Origin of the sequence: Simplicispira sp., assembly GCF_028687295.1 — a bacterium.
Taxonomy (GTDB): Bacteria; Pseudomonadota; Gammaproteobacteria; order Burkholderiales; family Burkholderiaceae_C; genus Simplicispira; species Simplicispira metamorpha.
In genome coordinates, this window is record NZ_JAQUAL010000047.1 from 1 (window position 1) to 20,872 (window position 20,872).

General features: G+C 68.4%; 17 protein-coding genes. 4 read left to right on the forward strand and 13 right to left on the reverse strand.

Annotation, left to right across the window (positions count from 1 at the left end):
* Positions 1-165 precede the first annotated feature (165 nt).
* The gene (locus tag PHX69_RS07275; RefSeq protein ID WP_288043074.1) at positions 166-603 is read left to right on the forward strand and encodes a hypothetical protein; all 438 of its coding nucleotides are present in this window, start codon (positions 166-168) and stop codon (positions 601-603) included.
* Positions 604-756: 153 nt separating this feature from the next.
* Here the strand turns inward: PHX69_RS07275 and PHX69_RS07280 are convergent, their stop codons facing one another.
* The 12 genes from PHX69_RS07280 to apaG form a co-directional block, all read right to left on the reverse strand.
* Positions 757-2,673: an alpha/beta fold hydrolase gene (locus PHX69_RS07280; RefSeq protein WP_288043075.1), complete on the reverse strand. Its 1,917-nt coding sequence runs from the start codon at positions 2,671-2,673 to the stop codon at positions 757-759.
* 106 nt (positions 2,674-2,779) lie between these two features.
* Positions 2,780-4,831 (reverse strand): PP2C family protein-serine/threonine phosphatase, encoded by a 2,052-nt coding sequence (locus PHX69_RS07285; protein ID WP_288043076.1) that lies wholly within the window; start codon positions 4,829-4,831, stop codon positions 2,780-2,782.
* Positions 4,831-5,640 carry a hypothetical protein gene (locus PHX69_RS07290; RefSeq protein ID WP_288043077.1) on the reverse strand — a complete coding sequence of 270 codons (810 nt, stop codon included), beginning with the start codon at positions 5,638-5,640 and terminating at the stop codon, positions 4,831-4,833. The genes PHX69_RS07285 and PHX69_RS07290 overlap by 1 nt, the downstream gene beginning before the upstream one ends.
* Complete coding sequence (locus tag PHX69_RS07295) at positions 5,630-6,391, reverse strand: hypothetical protein (protein ID WP_288043079.1); 762 nt, start codon at positions 6,389-6,391, stop codon at positions 5,630-5,632. Before PHX69_RS07295 ends, PHX69_RS07290 begins: the two co-directional genes overlap by 11 nt.
* On the reverse strand, positions 6,388-7,578 hold the full coding sequence (locus PHX69_RS07300; protein ID WP_288043081.1) for an alanine racemase: 1,191 nt from the start codon (positions 7,576-7,578) through the stop codon (positions 6,388-6,390). Before PHX69_RS07300 ends, PHX69_RS07295 begins: the two co-directional genes overlap by 4 nt.
* Positions 7,575-8,276 (reverse strand): GNAT family N-acetyltransferase, encoded by a 702-nt coding sequence (locus tag PHX69_RS07305; RefSeq protein WP_288043083.1) that lies wholly within the window; start codon positions 8,274-8,276, stop codon positions 7,575-7,577. Before PHX69_RS07305 ends, PHX69_RS07300 begins: the two co-directional genes overlap by 4 nt.
* Positions 8,273-9,352, reverse strand: a complete 1,080-nt coding sequence (locus tag PHX69_RS07310) for an ABC transporter substrate-binding protein (RefSeq protein ID WP_288043084.1) — start codon at positions 9,350-9,352, stop codon at positions 8,273-8,275. The genes PHX69_RS07305 and PHX69_RS07310 overlap by 4 nt, the downstream gene beginning before the upstream one ends.
* Positions 9,353-9,379: 27 nt before the next feature.
* Positions 9,380-11,791 (reverse strand): MFS transporter, encoded by a 2,412-nt coding sequence (locus PHX69_RS07315; protein ID WP_288043086.1) that lies wholly within the window; start codon positions 11,789-11,791, stop codon positions 9,380-9,382.
* Positions 11,792-11,970: 179 nt separating this feature from the next.
* Entirely contained in the window at positions 11,971-13,095 is a 1,125-nt protein-coding gene (locus tag PHX69_RS07320) for a YbdK family carboxylate-amine ligase (RefSeq protein ID WP_119012403.1), read from the reverse strand.
* Positions 13,085-14,341, reverse strand: a complete 1,257-nt coding sequence (locus tag PHX69_RS07325) for a cation:proton antiporter (protein WP_288043088.1) — start codon at positions 14,339-14,341, stop codon at positions 13,085-13,087. Before PHX69_RS07325 ends, PHX69_RS07320 begins: the two co-directional genes overlap by 11 nt.
* Positions 14,342-14,521: 180 nt before the next feature.
* On the reverse strand, positions 14,522-16,507 hold the full coding sequence (tlpB, locus tag PHX69_RS07330) for a transporter-like protein TlpB (RefSeq protein WP_288043089.1): 1,986 nt from the start codon (positions 16,505-16,507) through the stop codon (positions 14,522-14,524).
* Positions 16,504-16,911 carry a Co2+/Mg2+ efflux facilitator ApaG/CorD gene (gene apaG, locus PHX69_RS07335; protein WP_288043091.1) on the reverse strand — a complete coding sequence of 136 codons (408 nt, stop codon included), beginning with the start codon at positions 16,909-16,911 and terminating at the stop codon, positions 16,504-16,506. The genes tlpB and apaG overlap by 4 nt, the downstream gene beginning before the upstream one ends.
* Positions 16,912-16,941: 30 nt before the next feature.
* On the opposite strand from apaG, the gene rpe reads away from it, so the two are divergent.
* On the forward strand, positions 16,942-17,622 hold the full coding sequence (gene rpe / locus PHX69_RS07340; protein ID WP_119012399.1) for a ribulose-phosphate 3-epimerase: 681 nt from the start codon (positions 16,942-16,944) through the stop codon (positions 17,620-17,622).
* A gap of 68 nt (positions 17,623-17,690) precedes the next feature.
* Complete coding sequence (gene gph, locus PHX69_RS07345) at positions 17,691-18,386, forward strand: phosphoglycolate phosphatase (RefSeq protein WP_288043094.1); 696 nt, start codon at positions 17,691-17,693, stop codon at positions 18,384-18,386.
* Between the two features lie 62 nt (positions 18,387-18,448).
* Here gph and PHX69_RS07350 read toward each other — a convergent pair whose 3' ends face one another.
* On the reverse strand, positions 18,449-19,057 hold the full coding sequence (locus PHX69_RS07350; protein WP_288043096.1) for a chalcone isomerase family protein: 609 nt from the start codon (positions 19,055-19,057) through the stop codon (positions 18,449-18,451).
* A 365-nt stretch (positions 19,058-19,422) separates the two neighbouring features.
* Between PHX69_RS07350 and trpE the strand changes: the two genes are divergently transcribed.
* Positions 19,423-20,872 (forward strand): anthranilate synthase component I (trpE, locus tag PHX69_RS07355; protein WP_288043098.1); only part of this gene is annotated, 1,450 nt, incomplete at its 3' end.

The following is a 20,872-nucleotide window of genomic DNA, read 5'->3' on the forward strand; positions in this document are numbered from 1 at the left end:
GCAACCAGCAAGCGTGCGCCCAAACCCAAGGCTCCCAAAGGGTTCGTGGACGGCAGCCTCGCTCGCTCGCATGTAGCAACCGCTCGGGTTATCAAGGCTGGGCGGGCAACACCTTGAAAGGGGTGGCTCTCAGGGCTGGCCGCCGGGGTGTGTACCTCGGTGCTGTTGGCCACGCTGTTTCGCCTGGGCATCCGCCAGGGCACGCGCCAGCGCTTTGCCCTGGCGCACACCACCTTGCAGGATGTGACCGATTTTCTGGAGCAGCAAGGCAAGCGCTGGGGCGCGCGCCACGAGCCCGTGCGCCGCGCCGAGATGGCGGGCTGGCAGGTGGTGGAGGCGCTGACGGCGCACCACCTGGTCGATACCGCCTTCCCCGAGATCGAGATTGAAACCGGCTTCGATGACTACGTGTTCACCCTGGTGCTGCGCTACCGGGGCACCTTGCTGCCCTTGGCTGCCACGCCGCCCAGCGCCGATGAGCTGATGGCCAGTGCCCAGGCCGAGTTGCAAATGGCGGGCTATCTGGTGGGGCGATCGGCCCGCCATGCCCGCGCCAGCAGCAGCGCAGGCCTGTGCGTGCTGCGCCTGACGTTCGAGAACTGACCCCGCCAGCGCCCCGGCGCAGCCCGTGCGGCTGTGCCGGGGTCGCCCGGTGTCGCGTGCAGCAGGGGCATTGGCAGGGGGTGATTTTGATGGTCAAAAAAGCCTCCAGCCCTTGCCTAATGCGCGCAAGCAGCTATCAAAAACATACCTTTCTCAAGGCAGGGGGCGCGCCAGACGGCCCACGCCCTGCTTGAAATAGTCGATGCGCGCTTGTGCCCAGGCCGGATCGCGGTAGGTGGGCACGGTGGCCAAGGCCGCGCGCTGGGGCGCAGGGGCGGCCTCCAGTGCTTTTTTGTCTTGCGCCAGCGGGCGTGCCGGGCAGCGCAGGTGGCGCTGGCCGGGCAGGCTGCCCGGGCCTTCGAGCAGGTAGCCCAGCACGGTGCCATCAAGGCAGGGCTCCTGGTAGGGGAACAGGCCATGCTGGTACTCGCCGGGCACGGCAATGTGCCAGGCGCCGTCCAGTTGGGCGTAGAAGCGTTCGGCGTTTTCGGTGATGGTGGCCGCGTCGTACTGCGATTGCACGGTCAGCAGCGGCATGGTTTTGAGTGGCGCGATGCCGGGGTGCGCCACGCGCGGGCCGCCCCAGTAGGGGCACAGGTTGGTTTGCAGCTCGTAAAACGCCACCGGGCTCTGGGCGGCAGTGCGAGTGATGGCTGCGTTCCAGGCCTGCGGGTCGGTGATGCCGGTCACGTCGTTGCACACCACGCTGCGGTACACCGCGTCTTCGGGTTTGAGGTAAATGCTGGCGGGCAGGTAGTCCTCCCAGCGCTTGCGGTAGGCGCTGTACAGCACCTCGGCTTGGGCGCGTGCCTCCTGGTCAGGTTCGGGCTGGTCAGGCACAAAGGTGTAAGCCTGTAGCGCCTGCTGCACGGTCTCGGGGGCGCTGGGACGGGGCTGCTGGCGCAGCACGGCATCGAGCCCGCGTGCGCCGTTGACTGTGAACAGGTAGTCGTCGGCGGCACTGCGGCTGGAAAACAGCTTTTCCAGCTCGCCATAGAGCACGTCCTGCACCTGCGGGCTCAGCGCCTGAACCTGCGCGCCGATCTGCGCTGCATCGCTGCCCAGGCCAAAGTACTGCGGGTGGCGTGCGGCGTAGGGCAGCAGCACCGCGTCGTGCAGGCGCTGGCGGGCCTGCACCTGGCCGATGAAGGCGGCGTCGAAGTTGTCAGTGAAGTCCACGCTGCTGTCGAGCACCATGCGCCCCACGCGCTCGGGGAAGATGCTGGCGTACCACGCGCCCAGCCAGGTGCCGTACGAGTAGCCGACGTAGTTGAGCTTGCTGTCACCGAGCAGGTGGCGCACCAAATCCATGTCGCGCGCTGTGGCGTCGGTGTTGATGTAGGACGTGATCGGGTTGTTCAGGCAGGCCTGGGCCATGGTGCGGCTGTTGTAGGCCGCGTTGTCCAGGTTGTCGGCGTTGAGCTGGGCGCTGGCGCGGCCCACGAGGCGCTGGAGCGCGTTGGTGGAGCAGTGCAGCGTGGTGCTGGAGCCGACGCCGCGCGGCGAGAAGCCAACCATGTCGAATTCATCGAGCAGGCGCAGCTGCTGCGCGCCCAGCGGGCTTTGCGGGTTGCTGTTGCCAAAGGCGCTCCACAGCACCAACCCATACGACAGGCCATCGCCCCCCGGGCCGCCAGGGTTGAACAGCAGCGCACCCTGGCGCGCCTGCGGCTGCGCAGCCGCCAGGCGCATGACAGCCACTTGCAGGTCGCCACGTTCGGGCGCGCTCCAGTCCATGGGCACGCGCACGCTGGCGCAGCGCAGGCGCTCCCCGGCGGCGGTGATGTAGCCCGAAATGTCCACGCCCACGGCCGTGGTGTCGCACTCCTGCCATGCCAGGGTTTGCGTGCGGTAGGCGGCCAGCGGGTCTGGGGCAGGGCCGTCGCTGCCGCCGCAGCCGCTGAGTGCAAACAAGGCGGTGGCCAGGGTGGCAGCCCAACGGGTGTGGATGAAAAGATCAGGGGCGTTCATAAGCAAGAAGGGGGGAGTAACGGTGAACGGTGGGCGGGCGCTGGCCAGGGCCAGGTCGCAGGCATCGTGCAGCAGCGGGCTGCGCGGGTCAACCCACAAAGTGCCACGGCCCGCCTTCCGTGCGAGATCCGTTTTTGATACTCAAAACAGCCTCCAGAGCTTGCGCAGTAAGCGCGAGCAGCTCACATTTTTGTAGTGCGCTGTTTCAGGCGCCCTGCCAGCGCAGCGCCATGCAGGTGATGTCGTCGGCCTGGGGTGCGCCGCGCTCGAACTGGCGCACATCGGCCAGCACGGCGGTGCACACGTCGGCGGGCTCCAGGCCCTGGCCGTCCAGGCCACGCAGCACGGCTTCGAGGCGCTGGTCGCCGTACTCCTGGGCGTCGATGTCAAAGGCTTCGGTGATGCCGTCGGTGTACAGGAACAGCAGGTCGCCCGGGGCCAGCTGGACGCTGCCTTCGCGGTAGACAAAGCCGTCGCTCACGGCCACGGCCATGCCGCCGGTGCGCGCCACAGGCTCGACGGTGCCATCGGCACGGCGCAGATACGGCGGGTTGTGGCCTGCGTTGACATACGCCACGCGCCCGCTGGGCAGGTGCAGCACGCCGTAGAAGATGGTGACGAACATCATCTGGTCGTTTTCCACGGCCAGCAGGTCGTTGAGCTTGCGCATGCACGACGTGGGCGAGGTCACAAACAGCGCCGTGGCCTTGAGCAGCGTGCGCGTGATGGCCATGAACAGCGCTGCTGGCACGCCTTTGCCCGAGACATCGGCCATGACAAAACCAAAGTGCTCCCTGTCGATTTCAAAGTAGTCGTAGAAGTCGCCGCCCACCTCGCGCGCGGGGGTGATGTGGCAGTGCAGCTGCACGCGCGGGTCGGCGGGCAGCTGGCGCGGCAGGATGCTCAGCTGCACCTGGGCGGCAATTTGCAGCTCTTGCTCCAGGCCCGCCAGCCGGGTTTTGGTGACCAGGGCTTCGCGCAGCTCTACGATCATCGACGACAGGCTTTGGTGCTGCTGGATGATGCGTTCGGTGAGTTCGGCCATCACGGCGGCCAGCTGGCGCAGCTGCTCTTCGTCGCCGTGGGGCGCGCCGGTGGGCTGCGGGCCGGTGGCGTTCAGCAGGCGCAGCATTTCTTCGCGGCTGGTCATGTCGGTGGCGTCGGCCAGGTGTTGCAGCCGGTGGCGGATCAGGCGCTCCTGGCGCCTGCGCACGCGCTCGCGCAGGGTGCGGCTGGCGGCCAGCTCCTGGGCGTTGCGCCGGAAGGCCACCACGGCCTGGGCGATGCGGCCGATTTCGTCGTCGCCCGCGTGTTGCAGGCGCACGCTGGCGTCGCCGCGCGCCAGCGCCTGCAAGGCGGCAATGGCTTTGCCCAGCGGGCGCAGACTGCGGCCCAGGTAAAAGTTCAGGCCCAGCAGCACGGCCAGCACCAGCGCCAGTGTGCCGCCCAGGGCCAGTCGGCCCAGAAAAGCGCTGGCATCGGCCTCTTCGGTCTGGTCGCCCAAAGTGACCAGAACGCCTGCGCTGCGGCCCGCAATGTCGCTCAAGGGTGTGCTGTTGAGGGTGTAGGTGCGCGCCCCGACCTCGTGCTGACCGTGGTGCGCCGTGCGCGGCGACACTTGCACCTGGGCGCTGCGCCACAGGGCGTCGTCGGTGGAGGCGTTGAGTGCGCCGCGCAAGTCCAGCACGCTGGCGGTGGTGGCGGTGCGTTCGGCAAAGCGTTCCAGGGCGTGCCGGGCATGGCGCCCCAGCACCAGCACCACGGGTTCGGTCTGGCCGGGCAGCGCGCGCGCCGACAACACCAGCGGCACGCTGCCCGCGCCCAGGCGCAGCCCGCCCACGGATTCGCCGGTGGCCGCGCGGTCGAGGCTGACGCTGTCGAGCAGTGGGCGCGGCGGCGCCAGGCCCAGGGCGATGGGGTCTTGCCGGGCGTTGACCAGCGCCACCAGGGCCAGCGGCTGGGTGGGGCCGGGCAGCAGGTTCAGGGCTTGCAGGGCTTGTTCCAGCGCAGCCAGGTCGCCCAGGCGGACGGCGTGCAGAAAGCGTGTATCGGCCAGCAGCTGGTCCAGGCCCTGGTCGAGCAGGCGGTCTTCGGCGGCCAGCATTTCGCCCCACAGCGAGGTTTGCGCTGCCAGGGCGGTGCTGGCCAGGCGCTGTTGCAGCAGCTGCTCGCGCAGCAGCCCGGCGCTGCCCAGGCCCAGCACGGTGAGCACCAGGCCCAGGGCGACGATGAGGGTGATACGGGTGCGCAGCAGCATCAGGCGCCTTTGCCGGGGTGGGGGTGGTCGGGCACGATGCGGGCAATGTGCGCTTGCAGGCGCTGGTCAAAGTCCACTGCCAGCAGCTCTTGTGCGTAGGCGGCCACGGCGGCATCGTGTGCTTGCGCTTGCTGGTGTCCGTCGGCCAGGGCTTGCAGTGCCTGGGCCACGCCGTCGTCGCTGGCACCGGGGGGCGGTTCGGGCGGGGGCGCGCCGTGCAGCCCGGCTTGCAACTGCTGGCGCTGGTGCTCCAGGCGCAGGCCCGGCCCCCGGGCGGCCAGCCAGCCGCCCAGCAGGCCCAGGCCCAGTACCACCAGCGCGCACAGGGCCTGTGCCCAGGCCAGTCCCTGGGCCAGCGCTGCGGCGGCGGTGCCCACCACCACGGTGCCTGCGGTGCGCCCCTGCACCTGGATGGGCGCGCGCACCAGGTCGTTGGCACTGCGCGAGGTGCTGGTGGTGTGCAGCAGGGTGTCGTCTTCGGTGTGCAGCGCGATAAAGGCCAGGCCCGGCGCCTGCTCCAGCGTGCGTTGCAGGTAGGCGGGTACGCCGGGAATATCGGCCAGCGGAATGCCCACGCGTACCGCCCGGCCGATTTGCTGGGCCAGCGTGTGCGCCACCGACTGGGCCATGGCCTGGGCGTCGGTGCGGGCTTCGCGTTCGGTGGTGGTGCGCAGTTGGTGCAGCGACCACAGGGCGCTGGCCGTGCCAATCGCCAGCGTCAGGCACAAGGCCAGCAAGCCCAGGCTGCGGGCGAGCTGGGGTGGCGGTTGCAGAACCGGCGCCACTGTGGCGATGGAGTCAGTCGGCATCGTCAAGCTCCTGTAGCTGGTGCAGGCGGTGTTGTGCGCGTTGGCGGGCGGCGGCCCAGCTGGCGTGGGTGTGGTGGGCGGCCTGCTCCAGTGGCGTGGCCGGTGGTTGTGCTGGCGCTGGCGGCTGGCCTTGCAGGATGCGGGCCACGCGCACATAGGGCGCCATCAGGCGGCGCATACCCAGCGCCACCCCAGCCCAGGCGACCAAGGTGGCCAGGGCGGCGGCGGCCAGCAACGCCAGGGCCTGTTGGCCGTGCGCTTTCCATTGCGCCAGCGTCAGGGGCGGCGTGGCGGTGGAGATGGTCAGCACAATGCCGCCCGCCGCCTGGCCCAGGTCGTTGTCAAAGCGCACGCCCAGCTGGCGCTGCGCCGGGCCGTCGGTGTGCCACGGGGTGCTGTGCTCCAGCCCCTGGCGCCAGTGCGGTGGCACCTGGCTGCCCAGGGCGTTGGGGTCGGTGCTGTAGAGCAGGGTGCCGCTGGCGGCGAACACATCGATGGCCAGCACCTGGTCAAAGCTGGCCCGTTCACGCTCGATCAGGGTTTGCAGCGCTTCCATTTGCTCCAGGTTCAGGCCGATGGCCAGGTAGTTTTCTGCGGCGGTGCGCAGGCTGTGCAGCAGATAGTGGTCGCGCTGCTCCACCATGGCTTCGTGGGCAGTGCGGGCGGCCCAATGTGCCAGGGCCTGGGTGCTGGCCAGCACCGCCAGCACGCAAGCGAGCACGATGGCCAGCAGACGGTGGCGCGGGTTCATGGCTGTGGCTCCTGGGGTGCCTGTGCTGTGGGGGGTGGCAGGCGCTGGTTGCCGCCATCGCAGCAGTCACCGCCGTGGGTGCTGTCGCTGTAGTGCCGCGTGGCCAGGCTGGCGGTAGTTACCAGCAAGGTGTTGGGCGCCACGCCTGCCGTGGCGGCCAGCTGCTCCAGGGGCTGCTGGGGACCGTACACCTGCGCCCACATGCCAGGCTGCACCTGCCCTGGCGCAAAGGCGCTGACGTCCAGCCCCAGCATGCCCATGGCCACGCCGCCCACGATGGGCGCGGCCTGCCCGCACAGGTACAGCACCCCCCGATTGACCAGGCCAAAGGGCAGACCATCGCCGTAGCCAATGGCCACGGTGGCGATGCGGCTGGCGCGCAGGGTGCGGTAGCTGCCTGCATAGCCCACCTCCGTGCCAGCGGGCACGTCGGCAACGCGCAGTACCGGCGCGTGCAGGCTGGCCACGCTGCGCAGGGGCTGGGGGTGGCCAGGGGTGGTTTGCACGCCGAACAGTGCGCTGCCCACCCGGGCGTGGTCGAAGTGCCAGGCCGGGTCGGCAAACACGCTCGATGAGGTGGCAATGCTGCGTTCGGCCCGGGGCAGTTGCGCCGTCCAGGCAGTGAAGTCGGCGCGCTGGCGCAGGCATTCGGGCGCGGTGGGGTCGCTGAAGCGGCCCAGGTGGCTGACCCAGGTTTGTGGCTGGGCGTCGGCCCAGAGCGCACTGCCGGGGCGCAGTGCGGGCAGGTCGGCGGCGCCAAAGCCCAGGCGGGTCAGGCCGGTGTCCAGGTGCAGGGCCACGGGCAGCGGTGTGCCGTGGCGGTGGGTGTGGCCGTGCAGAGCGGGCAGCTCATGGGGGCCTGCCAGCACAGGCACCAGGGCGTGGGCGGCAAAGTCTTGGGGGGCCAGGCCGCCCAGGCCGTGCAGCACCAGAATGCGCGCGGCATGCGCAGTCAGCAGGGCGCGCAAGGCCAGGGCTTCGCTGGTGTGTGCCACCCAGAAGTCGCGGCAGCCCAGGTGCCACAGCAGCGGCGCCACCGTGGCCAGGCCCAGGCCGTAGGCATCGTTTTTCACCACGGCGCCGATGCGCTGGCCCCGAAAGGTGCTGCGCACCGCCTGCCAGTTGTGCGCCAGGGCGTGCAAGTCCACGTGCAGGCGGGGGCGGTCGTGGGCGGCAGCGGTGTTCATGCGGCACCTCCGGGTGGCGGTGCCAGGTGCAGGCTGCCTGCGGTGCTGCCGGGGGCCACGCCGCGCCAGCCTGCGTGCAACAGGGCTTGCTGGCGGGGCAGGTCGCTGGAGGGCACGTCCAGGCCAGACGCTGCCAGCGCCGGGCCCGCAGCGCGCGCGGCCGGGTCGTGCGCCAGCAGGTAACGGGCAAAGCCGCCGTAGCGGTATTCCAGCGCGCGCACGGCAAAGCCGCAGGCCAGCAGGTTGTGCCAGCTGGCGGTGTTGTCGGGGGCAGCGGTGGCAAACAGCACGGCGCCGGGCTGTGCCTGCGCCATGCGCCGGGCAATCAGGGTGCGTTGCAGGTGCTGGCCGCGCCAGTCGGGGGCCACGGCAGCGCCTGCCAGCTTGGCCACAGGCCGGTCTGCGGGCAGGCCCAGGTGGGGGCGTGGGTCGTCTTCGGGCAGCAGGTCGTGTTGCAGCACGCCGTAGGCCACCAGCGCCTGACCCGCCCAGGCGCCGATCACCTGGCCCCGGCCTTGCAGCAGGCTGGCCAGAAAGTCACGCGACTCGGCCTTGACGGTGTGCGCCGCCATGCCCGCCAGGCTGAGGCGGTGCAGCACTTCCATGGTGTCCAGATCGGCCGGTTGCAGCAGGCGCCACGCCAGGGCGGGTGGGGTGGGCGCGGCAGGGGAGGTGGATGGGGAGATAGGCGTGCTCATGACGGGCGGGCCTCGGTGGGGCCGATGGCGATGACTTCGGCGTAATTCAGCATGTCGATGGGCGGGTACAGGCGCAGGCTGCGCGCCACCTGCATGTTCACCAGCAGCGAGAAGCGCTTGAGCGTTTCCACCGGCACCTGGGCCGGGGATTTGCCCGCCACCAGAATGTCCAGCGCCTTGGCGCCCGCCAACTGGCCCACCGAGTAATAGCGGCTGACCAGCCCCACCAGCGCCCCGCCCGAGCGCACGGCCAGCTCGGCAGCGCCAAACGAGGGCAGTTGCAACTTCAGTGCCGTGGGGGCAATGCGCTCGTACAAGCTGCCCAGAAAGGTGTCGGGCAGCAGGTACAGCCACTGGGCACCGGCGGCGTGCAGCTGTGCCACCAGGTCTTCGACGCCATCGGCCACCGGGGCGCCTGTGGCGTTGGTGCGGAAGGTGCGCTCCAGCAGCTGGGCGCCGCTGCGCTGGCAGAACTCCCGCGCCTGGGCGACGATGGCGCGCGAGTTGGGCTCGGCGGCGTTGTAGAGCACGCCCAGCTTCTGGAAGGGGCGGTACGACTGCATGGCCCGCAGTTGCACATCGGTGGGTACCACATGCACTGCCCCGGTCACATTGCGCCCGGGGGCGTCGAGCTGCGCCACGATGCGCGATTGCAGCGGCGCCGCCACCAGCGCAAACACCACCGGGATGTCACGGACAAAACCGCTCTGGCTGGCCGCATCGTGCGGGCCCACCACGGCCAGCGTGATCGGCGTGCCCCAGGCGTAAATCAGGTCAGGCTGCCATGGGGCCGTGTCACGCAGGATGGCGGGCACGCGGCCCGCGTCTTGCTGCACATCGCGCACGGTGAACTGGGCATCCAGCCCGGCATCGGCCAGGTAGGCGCGAAAGCCGCGATCCACATCCGTTTCGCCCCGGAACGTGAGCATCAGGATGCGGAACGGTCGGCCCGTGGGGTGCCGCAGCCGGGGTGTGGGCGTGGTGCCAGCGCTCCAGGCCGGTGGCAGCAGCGGCAGCAACGACAGCCCTGCGGCATGGCGCAGGCCATGGGAGAGAAAGTGGCGGCGAACAGTCATGGTGTGTGCAAGGTGTGGGCAGGGTGGTTACGCGCGGTTGGGGTGGCCTGGGCGGCGCAGGTGCCAGCCATAGGCCAAACTGGCACCCACCACGCCCAGGCCAATGGTGGCCAGCGCCGGGCCAAAGCCCAGCAGGGGCAGCAGCAGCGCGCCCGTGGCCGGGCCCAGTGCGCTGCCGCCACGCTCTACCAGACGGAACAGGCCCAGAATGCCCGCCCCGTGGCCTGTCGGGGCGCCCTTGGCAAAGTCTGCCACCAGAGCCGACTGCGGCGCAATCGACAGCGACTGCCCCAGCCCCAGGCCCAGCAGTACCAGCGCCAGCCCAGTGGGAGATGCCCCGGCAGGCCAGGCCAGTATGGCGCTGCACCCCGCCAGCAGGCCACCGGCCAGCACAAAAGCACTGCGTTGGCCCCAGCGGTCGGCCAGGCGCGCAGCCAGCGGCACCAGCAACACCATGGTCAGTGGGTAAATGGTTTGCAGGCGGCCGATCATGGCGCTGCCCTGGCCGCTGTCTTGCAGGTACACCGGCAGCAGGTAAAAACACAGCGCTGCCAGCAGCAGCTTGGCGGGCAGGGCGCAGCCCAGCAGCAGTGCCAGCAGCCCAGGTTGGCGCAGTGCGTTGGCCCACAGACCGGCGGCGGCAGTGCCAGGGTGGGGCGCAGCGCGGGCGGCGGTGGGGCGTTCGGGTGGCAATTGCAGCCAGGCGACGCTGGCGGCCAGCAGCGCCAACACGCTACAGGCCGCAAACGCACTGGGCACGCCCCAGCGGTCGGCAATCAACCCGCCCAGTGGCGGGCCGCACAGTCCGGCCACCAAAATGGCACGCACAAACTGCGCCAGGCTGCGCGCCCGGTCGCTGGCCCCTGAGCCATCAATCACCACGCCCTGCCCGGACACAAACACCAGCGCAAACCCCACCGCACTGAGGCCCCGCGCCGCCAGAAAGCTGCCATACCCCGCCGACCAGGCTGCCAGCGCCAGACCGGCTGCACTGAGCAGCGCACCCAGCAAAAAGCCAGCGCGCCTGCCATGGCGCTCGGACCAGCCTGCCAGCGGCCATTGCAGCAGCGCCACCACCGCCAGAAACAGTACCAGCGGCAGGCCCGCCAGCAGCTCTGCGGACATCCCCCAGGTCTGGGGTGCCAGTTGCCGGGCCCAGCCGGGCAGGAAAGGGCGTGTGAGTTCTTCGGACAGCATGAACAAGAACAGCGCCGGGCGCACCGCTGCGGCACTGGTGCTGCGCCAGGGCGCGTGCTGCGCTTGTGGGTGGGCCAGCCGTTGCTGGCGCGCCTCGGTGGCGGCCAGCGCACGGGCGCCGCGTGAGCCCAGTGCCAGTGCCAGCAGCTCCAGCGCCACCAACAGGCTCACCGCCCCCAGAAAAGCCATGTCCAGCAGCGTGGTTTGCAGCTTGCGCGCCAGCACACCGGGGTCTAGCACCACCACCACATCGGCCAGGTGGGTGCCTGCATGCACTACCGGTGCGCGGGCGGCAGGCGCAGTAGTGCTGGCCGCACTGGCCTCGGCTGCGTGGCTGGCCGCACCTGCGCTGCGGCGGTGCAGTGCGCGCCCGTCGGTCGCCAGCAGGGCTAGGTCGGCCACTTCGGGGTTGTCGCGGCGCAGGGCGCTCGTGTGGGTGTCCAGCCCGACCAGGGCGTCCAGCGGAATGCCCACGGCCAGTGCGTGTTCGAGCAGACTGGCGCTGGAACGAGCGATGGCAGCGGCCTTGGCCAGCTGCACCGGCTGTATCAGCGCCTGGCCCGCGCGGTGTGCGCCCCAGCCCAGCCACAGCAGGCCTAGGCACAGCGCCAGTGCGGCCAAGGCCGTGAGCTGCGCGCGCAGGCCGCCCGGCCAGCGCGCCAGCCCCAGATGCCCCGCAGGCACTACTCCCCCAGAGGGAGCACGGTGCGATTGCGACGTCAGCCGCTGCGACAGAGCCACGCCCAGCAGCAGCGCCGCAGCGCACACCGCCAGCAGCGGTGGCCAGGCGGCTGCCTGGACTGCCTGTTGCAGTTGCTGCTCTGCACTGACCAGGGCCGAGGTGTCGTAGCGCAGCTGCACCCGTGCCACGGTCTGGCCCAGATCGTTGCGCACGGGGCGCTCCAGCAAGGTAGTGGCGCGGGTACCGTCGGGCGGGCGGGTGTGGCCCAGCAGGCGCTGGCCGCTGGCGCTGGCGATGCCAAAGGCGACGATGGCGGGCTCCAGCGTGGCTTCGCGCTCCAACAGCGCCTGCAACGGGGGCTGATCGGTCAGCGCCACGCCCAGCGCCAGCGCCCTTTCTGCGGCGGTGGCGGCGCGCTGTGCCGCCAGAGCGAAGCGGGCGTCAAAGGCTTCTTGCTGCGCACTGCGCAGGGTGGCAAATGTCAGGTAGGCGCTGGCGGCAATACAGCCCGCCGCCACGCAGGCCAGCACCGCCATGAACCACCATAGCAGCCGCCTCATGCTGACCCAGGGGCGCGGTGCGCCACAGCCGCCGGATGGCTCAAGGCCGTGGGCGGGGTGCAATGGGTGAGGAGGAAGGCAGGCATGGGCGCCGATTATTCATGCGAGCGCGGTACAGGCCCAGCGGTATTTGCGCGCCTGCCAGCACAGACCACACGGCTTGTGCTGGCTGCATCGGTTCAAGCGCCTGTGCCGCGAAAGCGCTGCGCTGCCTGGCGGCTGACCTCGGCCAGCAATTGCTCTTCGCGCTGGCGCTCGCGCAGCCAGCGTGCGTCGTTTTGGCCCGCGTGGGCTTCGCTGCGCAGCAGGTGCAGCGCGCCCGAGGCGCCGTGCGCCGCCGCGTGGCCGGCAATCTGGTCGATGGTGCGCATGATGTGCTCGCGCAGCGGCATGTGCTCACCACTGGCCGGGTCTACGTACACCGCATCCATGCCAAAGCGGCAGGCCTGGAAGCGGTTGTAGGTATAGACCAGGTAGTCGTCCTCTTGCGGCGTGAAGGGTTGCTCGGCCAGAAACCAGGCTCCCAGCGATTGCACAAAACCGGCCAGTGCAGCGGCGCGCTCAATGGTCAGGGGTGTGTCGAACACACGGATTTCGATGGTGCCGAACTCGGGCTTGGGCCGGATGTCCCAGTAAAAGTCCTTCATGCTTTTGACCACGCCCGTGCGGGTCATTTTGTTGAAGTACTGCTCAAACTCGGCCCAGGTCAGCACGCAGGGCGCACGCCCCGACAGCGGAAACGCAAACACCGAATTGAGCCGCGCCGAGTCAAACGCCGTGTCCTGCCCCTGCACGTAGGGGCTGGAGGCCGACAGCGCGATGAAGTGCGGGATGTAGCGGCTCATGCGGTGCAGCATGAGCAGCGCCGCATCGGCATCGGGACAGCCGATGTGAACGTGCTGGCCAAAGATGGTGAACTGTTTGGAGAGGTAGCCATACAGCTGCGACAGCTCCTGAAAGCGTGGCTTGTCGTAAATGCGCCGCTCGTGCCATTGCTGGAACGGGTGCGTGCCACCGCCCACCACGGCGATGTTGAGCTTGTCGGCGCTTTTGACCAGCGCGTCGCGGATCTGGCTTAGTTGGCCCAGCACCTCGCTGCTGCTGTGGCAGATGCCGGTCGATATTTCGATCATGCTGTTGGTCATCTCGGGCACCACGCTGCCCGGCAGCGGCGTTTTGAGCATCAGGCGCAGCATGTCTTCGGCGTAGGGCGCCAGGTCGTAGTCGTGGGTGTTGACGAGCTGCAACTCCAGCTCGACGCCCAGCGTCAGCGGTTCGGATTGGGTAAAGGCTTCAAGACTCACGGTTGTCTCCTGCGCCGCTGCGGGTCAGTGGCGCCCAGGGTTTGGAACTCTCGCCCGCGCGGTAAATGGCCACAGTGGCAATCACTGCGCCCAGCACCTCCATCAGCAAGATGGCGGGCAGCGCGATTTGCGCAATCAGGTGGCCCGTGGAAGGCGAGGCCATCACAAACTGCGAGGCAAGCAACAGGGCAATGGACGACATGGGCGTCATGGCAGCGCCCACCCACAGCGCCTGGCGCCAGCTGGCGCCGCTGCCCACGTTGCCCAGGCCCACGCCCACCACCTTAGCCAGCAGGCGCACGCCAATCAGCGCTAGCACCACGCCAGCGACCGGGCCGCTCCAGTCGGCCTGCGCCGCTACGGTGGAGACCAGCACGAACATCAGCATGGTCAGCAACGACGAGGCCGTGCCCAACTGGCGCGGCCAGGCCCAGGGGCGCGGGTTGAGCTGCTTGAGCAGCATGCCGCCCAGCAGTGCCGCCAGCGGCGCCGAGCCACCCATGTGCGCAGCCACGGCAGTGCCTGCGGCAATCAGCGCCAGCAGCAAGATGGAGGTGTTCTCGCTGGTGGGGCTCATAAAGCGCAGCGCCATGCGCAGCACCAGCGCCAGCAGTGCTGCCACCACCACCGACACGCCCAGTACCACCATCACCGGGTACACCGTGTCCATGAACGTGATGGAAGGCCGGTTGATCAGTTCAGCGCGCGCACTGCCCAGCGTCAGGGCGTACAGCGTGGACAGCGTGGCCAGCACGATGGCGCGCTCGGTCACCGGGCCGGCGGCGCGCGTGTCGTTGACCACACGGGTAAGCACGGCAGGCGATGCTGCCAGCGCCACCACGGCCAGCGGGCCCGCAGCGCGCTCGGGCACTTGCAGCCACAGCAGTGCCCAGTACACGGCAAAGAAAGTCAGCGCCGACTCGGCAATGCTTTGCACCAGCACCATGGGGTTGTGCCGGAACCAGCGCAACGGAATGCGCGCCCCGCACTCGAACAGCACCAGCGAAATGCCCAGCTCCAGCAGAAACAGCCCTATGCCTTGCAGCGGCCAGACCGCGCCGCTGAAGCCTGCCAGACCGGCCAGTGTGCCCACCAGTGAATAGCCCACCACCTTGGGCAAGCCGATGTGGCGCTGGAACAGGTAGCCCGCGATGGTGGCCACGGCCAGCAGCAAAGACCATTGCACCGTGGGCAGCCCGGCGGAGGGCCGCAGCCACTGCGCCCAGAAGGTCAGAATCTCGTTCATGTCTTGCGTCCTTGTGCGTCAAGCGGGCAGCGCCCGCTTTGGGGGAGGAAAGGGCTGACGGACGCCCCGCCAAGGGCGGCAGCATCAACCCGCGCGATGGCCTGAATTTACCGTTGGTTGCAGATGCGCCGCTGTAGGACAGCGGCACGCGCTGCGGCAACGGCCAGGGCCATGCCCTGGTCAGGAAGCCTGGCGACTGGGCAGGAAAAAGCTCAGGGGAGCTGTGCGCAGACGCGATCGGATGGCGGCGTAGAGGCGCGTGCGCTCTACACCGCTGACGTTCTGGGCGCGCAGCGCCAGCAAGAACGCCAGGTAAAAGCTCACGCTCACATTGATGGCGCCGAGCAGGGGAAGGGTGGCCATAGCCCACCAGAAAGCGCTTTGCTGCAGCACGCCCAGCCCCAGGCTGGCAGCGGCTGCACCGACCTGGCCGGTGGACAGCGTGACGTGGCGCACATCCAGACCCAGGCCAAAAAAGCCTGCAAACGCGGGCACCAGGCCCAGCATCAGGCCCAACGAGATATTGGCGGCCAGCCCCGAGATGTTGTTGCGCAAAAAGTGTGCCCAGCGCGCCGCCCGTGCGCTGCCCAGCAAGGCGGTGATGCGGGGGTTGTAGCGCATGGCCGAATCGAGCCGGTGCAGCACAAACCAGTTCTCTGTCCAGCCCGCAATGATGCTGGAGACAAACAGCAGCACCCCGGTGAAGGCCGCAAAAAACAGCGATGGCCCCAGCAGGTGCTGGGCCTCCAGCACATGGGTTGCCTCTTTGGCGCTGATGGCCGGGGTGCCCGTGAACTGCGCTATCAGCAGGCACAGCCCCAGCACCGCCGGAAACACCACCAGCACATTGCCCAGCACTGCCGCCACCTGCGAGCGCACCAGGTGCGCCACCTCATCGACAAAATCGCTGATGGCCTCGCCGCTGCCCAGGTCTTTGAGCTTGGCGGCCATGGCGGGCGCCGTCATGGCAGGCTGCTTGGTGGCCACCGTGAAATGCAGCAGCTGGATGAGCACGAAGCTCACCGCGTAATTGATGCCCGCCCAAAAACCACCCCAGAACGCCGACAGCGCCAACCCGTACAGCGCAAACTTGGCCAGCGTGGTGAAGGCCATCACTGCCCCGCCACCGGCAGCGTTGCGCACCATGGCCAGGTATTCGGCGCGGGTGCGGGTGATGTAGTGCTCGCCGGTTTCAGCGCTGCGCTCGGCCACCTTGGCCGCCAGCAACGACGAATTGGTGGCCAGCACCGCGCGCAGGCTGTGGCGCTCCTGCGCCACCTGCACCAGATGCCCCAGCAGGCGCGCCGCGTGCAGCGCCGGGGTGGGCGAGAGCACGCATTCGAGCAGCTCACGCACCCGCACGATGCGCGCGCGCAGCTGGCGCAGCCGGAACACCAGGCCCACCGAGATACCGTTTTCTTCAAAGTGCGCGTACACCGTGGTGGCGGCCGCGCGGCAGGCGTCCAGCCGCTCGCGCAGGCCCTGCGCGGCCTGCTCCAGCCTATCGGGCGTGCGCAGGCTGTGCAGCACTTCGATGCGCAGGCTCTCCACGTCGCGGATCAGCGCGGCAAAAGGCTGGGCCTCGCGCGCGGATTCGCTCATGCGCAGGCGCAGCTCGGGGGCAAAACCGGTGGAGAGGATTTGTCCGGCGCAGTACGTCATGGCGTCCAGCAGGGTGCGCTGCCAGCGCGCGTGCAGGCCGGGGCCATCGGACAACAGCCCGACCAGGCGCTGGGCCAGATCGTCGGGCAGGGCGGCCAGCCACTGCGCATCGAACGGGCTGGGCAGGGCCAGGGTGAACAGCTCGGCAGCATCGATGGTTTCGGGGCTGCTGGGCAGGAGCTTGAGGCGCAGGCGCTCGGCCAGTTCGCTGAACAGCGCGGTGCGGGGCGCAAAGCCAAAGTCGGCCAGCAGCGGGGTGATGTCCACCGCACCCGCCAGCGCCTGCCACCACGCTTGCAGCCGCGCGCAGGTTTCGGGCTGGGCCTGCACGGTATCGACCAGCAGCGCCAGCCGCTCCAGCGTCTCGGGCACGCTCTGGGCGTTGCCGCGCAGCCAGGCGCACAGGGCAATCAGCCACAGGTGGCGCTCGGCCAGACCGGCCTGCGGGTCAAGCTGCGCCAGCAGGACGGCCAGGCTGCGTGCCTCGCTGTGCCCGCTGCTCAATGCAACACCCTCGCGCTCAGGGGCTGGTGGGGCTCGCCGGGCTCCAGCGCCTCCAGCACAAACAGGGCGATGGGGCAGGTAAACGCCTCGCCATCGTCGGCCACGCAGTGAAAGCTGCCGTGCATGGTGCCGCTGGGCGTGCGCAACTGGCAGCCACTGCTGTACTGGAAGGCTTCGCCGGGCTTGAGCAGCGGCTGCTGGCCCACCACGCCCAGGCCCTTGACCTCTTCGGTGTGGCCTTGTGCATCGCTGACGATCCAGTGGCGCGACACCAGCTGCGCCGCGATATCACCCGTGTTGGTGATGGTGATGGTGTAAGAAAAGCTGAACACCCCGGCCTCGGGCGACGACTGCCGTGGCAGGTACTCGGGCTGTGCTTCGACCTCAAATTGGTACTTTGGCATGACCGAATAGTAACTGCGACAATTCCTGCCATGAGCCGTACCTACCGCATTGCCCCTTCCATCCTGTCCGCCGATTTCGCCCGCCTGGGCGATGAAGTCCGCAGCGTCATTGCTGCGGGCGCCGACTGGGTTCACTTCGACGTCATGGACAACCACTACGTGCCCAACCTCACGTTTGGCCCCATGGTGTGTCAGGCTTTGAAGCCCCACGCCGTCACGCCCGACGGGGTGGCCGTGCCCATTGACGTACACCTGATGGTGCAGCCCGTCGATGCGCTGGCCGCCGCGTTTGCCCAGGCCGGCGCCGACTACATCAGCTTCCACCCCGACGCCTCCACCCATGTCCACCGCAGCATCCAGGCCATCCGTGCCCAGGGCGTCAAGCCCGGGCTGGTGTTCAATCCGGCAGCGCCGCTGGATGTGCTGGACTGGGTGATCGAGGACATCGACCTCATCCTCATCATGAGCGTCAACCCCGGCTTTGGTGGCCAGGGCTTTATCGACTCGGCGCTGCGCAAGATCGAGGCCGTGCGCAAGCGCATCGATGCCAGCGGCAAAGACATCCGCCTGGAGGTGGACGGCGGCATCAAAGAGGGCAACATCCGCCGCGCCGCCGATGCCGGCGCTGACACGTTTGTGGCTGGCAGCGCCATCTTTGGCCAGCCGGACTACCGCAGCGTGATCGACGCCATGCGCAGCGCGCTGGCCTGAGCACCCTCCCACACCCTGGCAAGGCCCCGCGCGGGCCTTTTTTCTTGGACTGACTTTTTTCGTACCCCATGATTGCCCTGCCCCTGAACCCTGCCGCCTTCGACGCCGCCATCATCGACCTCGATGGCACCATGGTCGATACGCTGGGCGATTTTGCCCAGGCCCTGGGCCGCATGCTGGACGACCTGGCGCTGCCGGGCATTGAGCGCACCCACATCGAACGCATGGTGGGCAAGGGCTCGGAGCACCTGATCAAATCAGTGCTCCATCATGTGCTAGCCCAAGCTGGACAAGCGCCAGCAGCTATCAATACAGAAGCAATTTACCCGCAGGCCTGGGCGCGCTACCAGCACCACTACCTGGACATCAATGGGCAGTACGCGCAGGTGTACCCCGGCGTGCCCGAGGGCTTGCAGGCGCTGCGCAGTGCGGGCCTGCGCCTGGCTTGCCTGACCAACAAGCCCACCGCCTTTGCGCTGCCGCTGCTGCGCGCCAAGGGGCTGGATAGTTTTTTTGACCAGGTGTTTGGCGGCGATGCCTTCGAGCGCAAAAAGCCCGACCCGCTGCCGCTGGTCAAAACCTGCGCCGCCCTGGGCAGTGCGCCCGCGCGCACGCTGATGGTGGGCGACTCCAGCAACGACGCCCAGGCCGCGCGTGCCGCCGGTTGCCCCGTGGTGCTGGTCACCTACGGTTATAACCACGGTCAGCCCGCCACCGACGTGGACGCCGATGGCTGGGTGGGTTCGCTGGCGCTGCTGGCATAAAAATACAGCCAAAAATGCCTCCAGCCCTTGCTGGATGGGCGCAAGCAGCTATCAATTCAGGATCAATCAGCCGTCCGTTCCGGCCTTGCCGGGTGGCCCAGCAGGGCCTGCTTGAGCGGTTCATCGGCTGGCTGTGGCCCCAGCCAGATGCCCAGCAAGGCGTTGAAGAACGCGGGTTCCTGGAACGGCTCGCCCTGGGGCTGGCCCTTGACGGTGATGACCGTGCCGGTGCCGGGCACCCAGTCGATGCTGAACTGCTCGCCGGGCAGCAGCTTTTTGTGCACGGCAAAAATCTGCCCCATGCGCACCACGCTCGGGATCAGCTTGGAGAACGCCGCCTTGTCCATGTTGTCTTCCATGCCGCGCGCAAACAGCTTGCCCAGCTCGCCAGAGTCGATCTCGCGCAGCATGGTGATGGCCATGCGCTTGGCGCCCGGCAGCGCCATGACCTCGGGCGCCGTCCTGGCCTGGGTGGGCAGGTAGAGCCCGGCGGTGTACACCTTGAAGACCGCCTTGTGCCGCACGCCCGCACCGTTGAGCTGCAAATCCGCCGTGTGGACTTGCGTGGCCTGGGGGTATTTCACGTCTGCCACGGTCAGTGGCTGGGCCAGGGCGCTGCCCAGCACCAACGCTGCCGCGCTGCCCAGCAGGCAGGTGCGCAGGATGTTCATCCACATCTCCTTTAAAAATAGAACGATCGTTCTATTCAAGATTGTGATTGGCTGTGCGCCGCACCGCCACAGGGTTTTCGCGCTGTGTTTCTAGGGGATGGCATCTATGGGCACCGGTTTGCTTTGCTACACTTTGGCCCATGTTCATCCACCGCGTGTTCATCACAGGTCGCAGTGACCGGGGAGCCTGGCCCTGGCGAAAGCCTGCACGCCTGAACGCTTGACCGCACCCGGGGCACCGCCCGGCGTGCCCCCCTCCGGCCCCGCACCCGCACCGCGCGCGCAGGCCGATTGCATGAACAGCGGCGCTGCGCGGCACCACCTTTTGCCGGCCCCACGCGCCACCCCAGCAGGGAACCCCTCCCGTGATCACAGAACTTGAATTCAAAAGCCTGGCCCTTGCGGGCTACAACCGTATTCCGCTCATGGTGCAAGCCTTTGCGGACCTGGAAACTCCGCTGTCGCTGTACCTGAAGCTGGCCCATGCCAAAGATGGTGGCCAATACAGCTTTTTGCTCGAATCGGTCGTGGGCGGCGAGCGTTTTGGCCGCTACAGCTTCATCGGCCTGCCCGCGCGCACGCTCTTGCGTGCCAGCGGCTTTGGCGATGCCGCCCAGACCGAAGTGGTGACCGATGGCGTGGTGGTGGAAACCGCGCGCGGCAACCCGCTGGACTTCATCGAGACCTACCAAAAGCGCTTCAAGGTGGCACTGCGCCCGGGCTTGCCGCGCTTTTGCGGTGGCCTGGCGGGGTATTTCGGTTACGACGCCGTGCGCTACATCGAGAAAAAACTGGCATCCACCTGCCCGCCCGACACCCTGGGCTGCCCCGACATCCTGCTGTTGCAGTGCGAGGAGCTGGCCGTCATCGACAACCTCTCGGGCAAGCTCTACCTGATTGTCTATGCCGACCCGGCCCAGCCCGAGGCGTACACGCAGGCCAAAAAGCGCCTGCGCCAGCTCAAGGAGCAGTTGCAGTATTCGGTCAGCGCACCCCGGGTCTTGCCCACCGAGAGCCACCCGGCCCAGCGCAGCTTTGCCAAAGCGGACTACCTGGCCGCCGTCGAGCAGGCCAAGGGCCTGATTGCCGCAGGCGACTTCATGCAGGTGCAGGTGGGCCAGCGCATCCACAAGCGCTACACCGAGTCGCCCCTGTCCTTGTACCGCGCGCTGCGTTCGCTGAACCCGTCGCCGTACATGTACTACTACCACTTTGGCGACTTCCACGTCGTCGGCGCCAGCCCGGAAATTCTGGTGCGCCAGGAAAGCACGCCCGAGGGGCAAAAAATCACCATCCGTCCGCTGGCGGGCACCCGCCCCCGGGGTGCCACGCCCGAGCTGGACAAGGCCGCCGAGGTCGAACTCATCAACGACCCCAAAGAGCGCGCCGAGCACGTCATGCTGATTGACCTGGCGCGCAACGACATTGGCCGCATCGCCAAAACCGGCAGCGTCAAAGTGACCGAAGCCTTTGTGGTGGAGCGTTACAGCCACGTCATGCACATCGTCAGCAACGTCGAGGGCATCCTCAACGAGGGCATGACCAGCATGGATGTGCTCAAGGCCACCTTCCCGGCGGGCACGCTCACCGGCGCGCCCAAGGTGCACGCGATGGAGCTGATCGACCAGTTGGAGCCCAGCAAGCGCGGCATTTACGGCGGTGCCTGCGGCTACCTCAGCTACGCCGGCGACATGGACGTGGCCATTGCGATTCGCACCGGCATCATCAAAGACGGCCAGCTCTACGTGCAGGCCGCCGCCGGGGTGGTGGCCGACTCGGTGCCCGAGCTGGAATGGAAAGAAACCGAACCCAAAG

Excerpts from the sequence above, each read along its gene's own strand:
- PHX69_RS07300 (WP_288043081.1), bottom strand. The coding sequence starts at position 7,578 with ATGAACACCGCTGCCGCCCACGACCGCCCCCGCCTGCACGTGGACTTG.
- PHX69_RS07325 (WP_288043088.1), bottom strand. The coding sequence starts at position 14,341 with ATGAACGAGATTCTGACCTTCTGGGCGCAGTGGCTGCGGCCCTCCGCC.
- gph (WP_288043094.1), top strand. The coding sequence starts at position 17,691 with ATGATTGCCCTGCCCCTGAACCCTGCCGCCTTCGACGCCGCCATCATC.
- PHX69_RS07315 (WP_288043086.1), bottom strand. The coding sequence starts at position 11,791 with ATGAGGCGGCTGCTATGGTGGTTCATGGCGGTGCTGGCCTGCGTGGCG.
- PHX69_RS07350 (WP_288043096.1), bottom strand. The coding sequence starts at position 19,057 with ATGAACATCCTGCGCACCTGCCTGCTGGGCAGCGCGGCAGCGTTGGTG.
- PHX69_RS07305 (WP_288043083.1), bottom strand. The coding sequence starts at position 8,276 with ATGAGCACGCCTATCTCCCCATCCACCTCCCCTGCCGCGCCCACCCCA.
- apaG (WP_288043091.1), bottom strand. The coding sequence starts at position 16,911 with ATGCCAAAGTACCAATTTGAGGTCGAAGCACAGCCCGAGTACCTGCCA.
- rpe (WP_119012399.1), top strand. The coding sequence starts at position 16,942 with ATGAGCCGTACCTACCGCATTGCCCCTTCCATCCTGTCCGCCGATTTC.
- PHX69_RS07295 (WP_288043079.1), bottom strand. The coding sequence starts at position 6,391 with ATGAACCCGCGCCACCGTCTGCTGGCCATCGTGCTCGCTTGCGTGCTG.
- PHX69_RS07290 (WP_288043077.1), bottom strand. The coding sequence starts at position 5,640 with ATGCCGACTGACTCCATCGCCACAGTGGCGCCGGTTCTGCAACCGCCA.
- PHX69_RS07285 (WP_288043076.1), bottom strand. The coding sequence starts at position 4,831 with ATGCTGCTGCGCACCCGTATCACCCTCATCGTCGCCCTGGGCCTGGTG.
- PHX69_RS07310 (WP_288043084.1), bottom strand. The coding sequence starts at position 9,352 with ATGACTGTTCGCCGCCACTTTCTCTCCCATGGCCTGCGCCATGCCGCA.